At 60.1% G+C, this 1,099-nt stretch carries 1 pseudogene; it reads right to left on the bottom strand.

Features of this window, described 5'->3' with window-relative positions:
- Nucleotides 1-1,025 (bottom strand): annotated as a pseudogene (locus M5G26_RS29325) (hypothetical protein); the annotation flags it as partial.
- Nucleotides 1,026-1,099: the final 74 nt, after the last annotated feature.

Consider the following 1,099-nt stretch of genomic DNA (forward strand, 5'->3'; position numbering starts at 1 on the left):
GCGTTGGGGGCCGAGGTTTCCATAACGCTCGGCACACTGTTCAACTCCACGCCTGCTGACGGTTCCCAATCAATCGGCGGCCCCTCGACGGGGGTGCCCTTGATCCTGATGAATACCTTGTCTCCGACTTTGAACTTGCTGGTATCCGTGGCAATAATTTGCACGGTGCCATCGGCTTCGCCCAGTTTGTCGACGTCCAGCACGTTGTTCAGCGTTTCCTTGAGCAATGGCGCGATCAGCCGGGTCGCATCCACCGCCACTACCACACGCTGTTCGGGGCTCCAGTCCTCGGAGCGGTTGAAGACCTTGTCGTACACCTCGAACACCACGGCGACGCCGGGAAACTCTGCATCACCGGCGTCGGTGATGTTTTTTCCTTCGATATTCACGATGATTGGCGTCTTGCCTTCGGCCTGTTCCTGGGTCAGCGGCTTACTGGGCACGAAGATCCCGCCCCAACTCACGCGACAAATATCGTCGGCCGCGGCGTAGGGATAGGGCGGTGTGCCGTCGGCCTTGCCGATGCTGATCGGCACGCCAGCGTCGACGTTGTCCTTGTCGATGCCGCCGTCAACGATCTCCTTGGGAATCGTCATGATCAGCTTGGAGTGCCCGCCATCACCGTTGTCGTCATGACCGCCGGGGCGCGTGAGTTTGACCAGTACCTGCATGACTTCGGACGGTTGATCCGTGCCGCCCAAGGGCTTGACCACATAGGACACCGCAAAGCGGCCATCGACCATGTGCCGGGAAGGCACGAACATGCGCAGTTGCGTGTTGACCTCGTCCTTGTTGACGGTTTCCACCCAGGCGTTCTGGCCGGTGCCCCAAAAGATCGTCAACCTGTCGCCTTCCGCCATGTTCCCCCACGGTCCCGCCTGGCACAGCAGACCGTTAAGAGGAAAATTGCCTAGCGCGGCGGCGATGTTGATGCCCCAGATATCGGGATTCGTCGACACCGGGTCTTTGCTGCGACCGGGGATGTCGAGTTCCTTGAGGATCAGCGGTTTGTTCGGGGCGGACATGGCAACGACTCCGGTCGGGAAGGTGACGGAGTGATTGAACGGCTAAACGGCGAATTGCGCACCTGTCAGATCTG

It is taken from the genome of Pseudomonas sp. TNT2022 ID642 (assembly GCF_028656995.1).
GTDB lineage: Bacteria > Pseudomonadota > Gammaproteobacteria > Pseudomonadales > Pseudomonadaceae > Aquipseudomonas.